Below are 6,067 nucleotides of genomic sequence, written 5' to 3' on the forward strand. Positions count from 1 at the left end.
AAGTCCGTTGACTCGCGCAGTCGCTCGCCGCGCTCGGCCGCCGGCCCGAGGGCGAGCTCGATGACCCGGGTGACGCGCCCAGGCCGCGGCGACATCACGACCACCCGATCAGAGAGGAACACCGCCTCGGGGATCGAGTGTGTGACGAACAAGACCGCGGCGCCGGTCTCGGCGCTCAGCCGCACGAGTTCGGTCTGCATGCGCTCGCGGGTCATCTCGTCGAGCGCCCCGAACGGCTCGTCCATGAGCAGCAGCCGCGGCTTCTCGGCCAGCGCCCGCGCGATCGCGACGCGCTGCTGCATGCCACCGGAGAGCTGGTCGGGGTAGTGGCCGGCGAAGTCCTCGAGGCCGACAAGCGCGAGCAGCTCGGCCACGCGCGACCGGCGAGCGGATGCCGGCGCCTTGTGCAGCTCGAGGGGGAGCGCGATGTTCGCCGCGACCGTGCGCCAGGGCAGCAGCCCGGCCTGCTGGAAGGCGATGCCGTAGTCCTGGTCGAGCCGAGCCTGCTTCGCCGTCTTGCCGAAGACCGACACCGTGCCGGCGCTCGGCGCGTCGAGATCGGCCACGAGCCGCAGCAGGGTGCTCTTGCCGCAGCCGCTCGGCCCGATCAGCGACACGAACTCGCCCGGCGCCACCGTGAGGCTGACGTCGTCGAGCGCCGTCACGGTGCGCCTTCCGCTCGCGAAGACGCGGCTCACCGCGTCGATCTGCACGGCGTGCGCGTCGCTCATGACGTCTCCTCTGCTCTGCGGAACCTCTGCAAGCCCAGCCCGATGAGCGACACCGCGCCGGCGACGACGAGGCCGATGACGACGGCACCGATGATCGCGTCCCACGGCTTGGCCGGGTCGCCGCCCGACGCGATGCCGTAGGCGAGGATCGTGCGCCCGATCCCGCCCTGCATGCCGGTCGACACCTCGGCGACGATCGCCCCGACGACGGCCGCGGCGGCCGCGATGCGCAGCGCCGGCAGCAGGTAGCTGACGGATGCCGGCAGACGCAGGTGCCACAGCGTGCGCCACCACCCGGCGGCGAAGCTGCGAAACAGCTCGAGCTGCGTCTCGGGCGCGGAGCGCAGGCCCCGCAGCAGCCCGACCGAGATCGGGAAGAAGGCGAGGTACCCGGCGATCGCCGCGACCGACATCCACTGCTTCCACACGAAATCGCCCGCGTGGATCTGCGACCCCCACGTCACGACGAGCGGGGCGAGGGCGATGAGCGGCACCGTCTGGCTGAGGATCACGTAGGGCAGCAGCGCCCGCTCGGCCAGCCGCCACGACACCATCAGCAGCGCCAGCAGCGCGCCGAGCACGACCCCTGCCGCCCAGCCGCACGCGGCGATGCCGAGGCTGATGAGGCTCGCGCGGGCCACTGCCGCGAGCACGGTCGGCGAGCCGGCCGACGAGTCCACGGGCTGCCCGTAGCGCTGGAACATCGCCCACAGGTGCGGCATCGCGAGGTCGCTCGTGCGCGGCAGCACCACGGTCTGCCCCCAGCGCACGCCCTCGACGGGGCCGAGCGCCTTGTAGAGCTCCCACACGGCGGCGAGCACGAGCACGCCGGCGACCGCGAAGAGAGCGCGGCGGGGCCAGCTCGGGGCGGCGACGGGGCGGATGGCGGCGCGGCGAGGCATCCGGCTCACGCCTTCGCGATCAGGTGGTCGCTGACGGCCGGGATCACGCGCTCGCCGTACACGCGCAGCGTCTCCTCTTTGTTGTCGTGCTGCAGGTAACCGGCGAACTGCGTCACCCCGAGCTCCTTGAGCGCGCTCAATTTCTCGATGTGATCGGATGCCTCGCCGAGCACGCACAGCCGATCGACGATCTCGTCGGGCACGAACGCCGTGTGAGTGTTGCCCGCGCGGCCGTGCTGGTTGTAGTCATAGCCCTCGCGCTGCTTGATGTAGTCGACGAGCACCTGCGGCACCGCGCCGCCGTCCTCGCCGTACCGCGTCACGATGTCGGCGATGTGGTTGCCGACCATGCCGCCGAACCAGCGGGTCTGCTCGCGCATGTGCTGCCAGTCGGTGCCGATGTACATGGGCGCCGAGACGCAGATGTCGAGCGACTCGGGGTCGCGGCCCGCTTTGCGCGCGGCATCCTTCACCGCGGTGATCATCCACTCGGCCACGTCGAGGTCGGCCAGCTGCAGGATGAAGCCGTCGCCCACCTCGCCCGTCAGCTTGAGCGCCTGCGGGCCGTAGGCGGCGACCCACACCGGCAGCTCGCTGCCGGTCGACCACGGGAAGCGCAGCGTCGAGCCCTTGTACTCGACCTCGCGCGAGCTGCCGAGCTCGCGGATGACGTGGATCGCCTCGCGCAGCTCGGCCATCGTGACCGGCCGGCCGTTGGTCACGCGCACCGCCGAGTCGCCGCGGCCGATGCCGCACACGGTGCGGTTGCCGTACATCTCGTTGAGCGTGGCGAAGACGGATGCCGTGACCGTCCAGTCCCTCGTCGCGGGGTTCGTGACGAACGGGCCGACCGTGATGCGGTGGGTGCGGGCGAGGATCTGCGAGTGGATCACGTACGGCTCCTCCCACAGCAGGTGCGAGTCGAAGGTCCACGCGTGGGTGAAGCCGTACTGCTCGGCGAGCTCGGCGAGGTGGACCACCCTGCTCGCAGGGGGGTCGGTCTGGAGGACGACGCCGAAGTCCATGCCGGCTCTGCCTTTCGCCATGCCGCTCACACCAGGTACTGGCTCAGGCCGCGCTTGACGAAGGCGCCGTCGCCCTTGGCGCCGCGGTAGGCGCCCTTGTCGACGATCACGCGGCCCCTGCTCAGCACGGTGTCGACGCCGCCGTCGATCTCGAAGCCCTCCCACGCGGAGTAGTCCATGTTCATGTGGTGGGTCGCGGCCGAGATCGTGGTGTGGGCACTCGGGTCGTAGATGACGATGTCGGCGTCGGCGCCCGGCTGGATGACGCCCTTCTTGCCGTAGAAGCCGAACATGCGTGCCGGGGTCGTGCTGGTCAGCTCGACCCAGCGCGGCAGCGAGATCTCGCCGAGCACGACGCCCTGATAGATCAGGTCCACGCGGTGCTCGACCGAGCCGATGCCGTTCGGGATCTTCGCGAAGTCGCCGATGCCCAGCTCTTTCTGGCCCTTCATGCAGAAGGGGCAGTGGTCGGTCGAGATCACCTGCAGGTCGTTGGTGCGCAGCCCCTGCCACATGTGGTTCTGGTGGCCCTCTGCGCGGCTGCGCAGCGGCGTCGAGCACACCCACTTCGCGCCCTCGAAGCTGCCCCACTGGTCGCTTTGCGCGCCGAGCTGCTCTTCGAGGCTCAGATAGAGGTACTGCGGGCACGTCTCGGCGAACACGTTCTGGCCCCGGTCGCGAGCCGCCGCGATCTCTTCGACGGCCTGCTTGGCGCTCACGTGCACGATGTAGAGCGGGGCGCCGGTCATGCCGGCGTACGCGATCGCGCGATGCGTCGCCTCGGCCTCGGTCTGCCAGGGCCGCGTCGTGCCGTGGTAGTAGGGGGCCGTCTCGCCGCGGGCGAGCGCCTGCTGCTGCAGCACGTCGATCACGGCGCCGTTCTCGGCGTGCATCATGATCATCGACCCGGTGTCGGCCGCCTTCTGCATCGCCTTGACGATCTGGCCGTCGTCGGACAGGAAGACGCCCTTGTAGGCCATGAAGAGCTTGAAGCTCGTGACGCCCTCTGCGATGAGCTCGTCCATCGCGTCGAGAGAGGAGTCCTGCACGTCGGACAGGATCTGGTGGAAGCCGTAGTCGATCGCGCAGTTGCTGGCTGCCTTCTCGTGCCAGAGCGCGTACTGGTCGAGGGGGTTCTCGCCCGCGTACTGCACGACGAAGTCGACGATCGTGGTGGTGCCGCCGTGCGCCGCCGCCCGGGTGCCCGTCTCGAAGGTGTCGCTCGCGAACGTGCCGCCGAACGGCATCTCCATATGCGTGTGCGCGTCGACGCCGCCCGGAATGACGTACTTGCCCGCCGCGTCGATCACCCTGTCGACGCTTCGCGTCAGATCGCTGCCGAGCAGCTGCGATCCGGGCGCGAGCACCGCGACGATCTGCTCGCCGTCGATCAGCACGTCGGCGGCGACCGTGCCCGTCGCGTTCACGACGGTGCCGTTCGTGATGAGGGTCTTGGTCATCGGTCCTCTTTTCGTTGGTCGAGTAGCAGCCGAAGGCCACCCACCCGTTGGTCGAGTAGCAGCCGAAGGCCGCCCACCCCGTTGGTCGAGTAGCAGCCGAAGGCCGCGTATCGAGACCCGCTACGGCTTCGGGATGCTGGTGTAGGACTCGGGGCGGCGGTCGCGGTAGAACTGCCAGTCGTCGCGCACCTGCCGGATCAGGTCGAGGTCGAGGTCGCGGATCACCAGCTCTTCCGTCTCGCTCGAGGCATACCCGCCGATGACGTTGCCCCTCGGGTCGACGAACTGACTCGAGCCGTAGAAGTCGACCGCGAGTTCGCCGTACTCGTTGTCTTCGCGGCCGACTCGGTTCGGGGCGGCGACGAAGTAGCCGTTGGCGGCGGCCGCCGCGGGCTGCTCGATCTCCCACAGGCGGTTGCTGAGGCCCGGCTTCGTCGCGTTCGGGTTGAACACGATCTGAGCGCCGTTCAGGCCGAGCTCGCGCCACCCTTCGGGGAAGTGCCGGTCGTAGCAGATGTAGACGCCGATCGGGCCGACCGCCGTCTGGAAGACCGGGTAGCCGAGGTTTCCTGGGCGGAAGTAGAACTTCTCCCAGAACTTGTCGAGGTTCGGGATGTGGTGCTTGCGGTATTTCCCGAGCACGCTGCCGTCGGCATCCACCACCACCGCCGTGTTGTAGTACACGCCCGGCATCTCGGCCTCGTAGATGGGCAGCACCATGACCAGCCCGAGCTCCGCGGCGAGCGCGGCGAAGCGCTGCACGATCGGGCCGTCTGCGGGTTCGGCGAAGTCGTAGTACTTCTTGTCCTCGGTGATGCCGAAGTACGGGCCGTAGAACAGCTCTTGGAAGCAGATCACCTGCGCGCCTTGCGCCTTCGCGTCGCGCGCGAAGTCCTCGTGCTTCCGGATCATCGACTCTGTGTCGCCTGTCCACGTGGTCTGGGTGATCGCGGCTCGGATGACCGTCATCGAAACCTCCATGCGTCGGTTCTGGTTCTGTTATCGTTCGGCGTGAACATTTCCCGACAATTTCTTCGCGTGACGCGTCGGTAAATGTTGCCGAGGCCCGACGACACCTCCCCGCGCGGCATCGCCGCCGCGATCGCGCGGCAGATCAGCGCGGGCGAGCTCGCACCCGGCGAGCGACTGCCGACGGTGCGCGAGCTCGCCGCCGCTTACGGCGTCTCGCCCGCGACCGTCTCGCACGCGTGGCAGACCCTGCTGGGGGCCGGGCTCATCGTGGCGCGCGGCCGCGCGGGCAGCTTCGTGCGCGACCAGGGGGCGACGGATGCCTCATGGCTGCCCCGCAGCATGGCGGAGCTCGCCGGCGATGCCCCCGTCACCGCGCTCGACCTGTCGCGGGGCACGCCCGACGCGGCGCTGCTTCCCGAGCTGCAGCCCGTGGTCGCGCGCATCGCCTGGCAGGCGGGGACGGGCAGCTACCAGGAACTGCCCGTGATCCCCGAGCTGCACCGGCTTCTGCGCGAGTCGTGGCCCTACCCCGTCGAGGCGCTGACGGTCATCGACGGGGCGCTCGACGGGCTGTCCCGCACCCTCGATCAGGTCGTGCGCTTCGGCGATCGCGTCGCGGTCGAGGTGCCCGGGTTCCCGCCCCTCTTCGAGATGCTCGATGCGCACGGCGTCGAGCGCGTGCCGCTCGAGGTCGACGCGAGCGGGGTGACCGCGCGCTCCCTGTTCCGGGCGCTCGCGCGCGAGGTCTCGGCCGTGGTGCTGCAGCCGCGGGCGCACAACCCGACCGGTGCGTCGCTCACGCCGCAGCGCGCCGAGGAGCTGGCCCGCATCATCGCGGGGCAGCGGCGCGGGGCATCCGTCATCGTCATCGAAGACGACCACTCGGGGCTGATCTCGACCGCGCCGCCGGTGTCGCTCGGCACCTGGCTGCCGAACCAGGTCGTGCACCTGCGCAGCTTCTCGAAGTCGCACGGGCC

Annotated in this window: 6 protein-coding genes; 1 reads left to right on the plus strand and 5 read right to left on the minus strand. The window is 69.8% G+C overall.

The window, feature by feature from the left end; translation table 11 throughout:
- The 5 genes from ACM2XV_RS11335 to ACM2XV_RS11355 form a co-directional block, all read right to left on the minus strand.
- On the minus strand, positions 1-731 hold a 731-nt coding region (locus ACM2XV_RS11335), incomplete at its 3' end, for an ABC transporter ATP-binding protein (RefSeq protein ID WP_487026994.1).
- Positions 728-1,633 carry an ABC transporter permease gene (locus ACM2XV_RS11340; RefSeq protein WP_487026995.1) on the minus strand — a complete coding sequence of 302 codons (906 nt, stop codon included), beginning with the start codon at positions 1,631-1,633 and terminating at the stop codon, positions 728-730. The genes ACM2XV_RS11340 and ACM2XV_RS11335, both read right to left, overlap by 4 nt.
- 5 nt (positions 1,634-1,638) lie before the next feature.
- Positions 1,639-2,658 carry a TIGR03842 family LLM class F420-dependent oxidoreductase gene (locus tag ACM2XV_RS11345; protein WP_487026998.1) on the minus strand — a complete coding sequence of 340 codons (1,020 nt, stop codon included), beginning with the start codon at positions 2,656-2,658 and terminating at the stop codon, positions 1,639-1,641.
- A 26-nt stretch (positions 2,659-2,684) separates the two neighbouring features.
- Positions 2,685-4,118: a dihydropyrimidinase gene (gene hydA / locus ACM2XV_RS11350; protein ID WP_487026996.1), complete on the minus strand. Its 1,434-nt coding sequence runs from the start codon at positions 4,116-4,118 to the stop codon at positions 2,685-2,687.
- Positions 4,119-4,238: 120 nt separating this feature from the next.
- A complete protein-coding gene (locus tag ACM2XV_RS11355) occupies positions 4,239-5,087 on the minus strand; it encodes a nitrilase-related carbon-nitrogen hydrolase (protein WP_344777053.1) in 849 nt (282 codons plus the stop codon).
- Between the two features lie 84 nt (positions 5,088-5,171).
- On the opposite strand from ACM2XV_RS11355, the gene ACM2XV_RS11360 reads away from it, so the two are divergent.
- A partial coding sequence (locus tag ACM2XV_RS11360; protein WP_487026997.1) for an aminotransferase class I/II-fold pyridoxal phosphate-dependent enzyme occupies positions 5,172-6,067 on the plus strand: 896 nt, incomplete at its 3' end.

The sequence above is a fragment of the Gryllotalpicola sp. CP2-P1 genome, assembly GCF_057512245.1.